Raw genomic sequence first — 641 nt, 5'->3', positions numbered from 1 at the left:
ATGGCATCCGATGCATCCGCAGAGTCCGCGTCATACGCGGCCTGTGCGTCCATCTCCTGCCAGATGAGCCATCGGTTCGCGCCTGTGTCGGTCACGCCGGTCTGGGCCTGCGCCTTGTCAATGGCGTCGGACAGGGCGGTGAGCGTCTGCGCATCGGCCACCTGCTCCTCCTCGGTGCCGTCAAGGAGTTCCTGCGCGTCCCCGATCTTCGCGGTGAGCTTCTGGTCCACGGCCTGCGCGTTCGCTTGGGCCGCGTCCACGCCCTTCTGCACGTTGGACGCCGCATAGGCGTAACCGCCCGCGCCGCCCGCCAGCACCACAACGGCGGCGATCACGCTGGCGATGGCGATGTTCCGCCTGCGATGGCTTCGACGGTGCCGGACAGGACCGGCACCATCCTTCGTTTCGTCCTCTTCAGACGCGATGTCGGCCACGGCGCTCAGGATTTCGGGTTCGGCGGCGTCCGCTGTTTCGGGAGCCGCATTGTCATTCATATCCGCACGGAGGGCGTCTTCGGTGCCGTCCGCGTTATGCAGCGTTGTATCTTTGTATTCGTCCATGGTAGGGTCCTTCTTCCGGGTATGTTTCGGCAAAGCCAGCCATACTAGGATGGCAGCTTTATTGCTTGCCATTATTGTAGC

1 protein-coding gene is annotated in these 641 nt (G+C 63.5%); it reads right to left on the bottom strand.

Going from position 1 to position 641, the window contains the following annotated elements; all coding sequences use genetic code 11:
• A partial coding sequence (locus B5G37_RS14820; protein ID WP_143483018.1) for a hypothetical protein occupies positions 1–560 on the bottom strand: 560 nt, incomplete at its 3' end.
• Positions 561–641 lie beyond the last annotated feature (81 nt).

The organism is Pseudoflavonifractor sp. An85 (genome assembly GCF_002161235.1).
Classification (GTDB): Bacteria; Bacillota; Clostridia; order Oscillospirales; family Oscillospiraceae; genus Enterenecus.
Note: the sequence above shows the minus strand (reverse complement) of the source record. Positions and strands in the feature narration are given on the sequence as shown.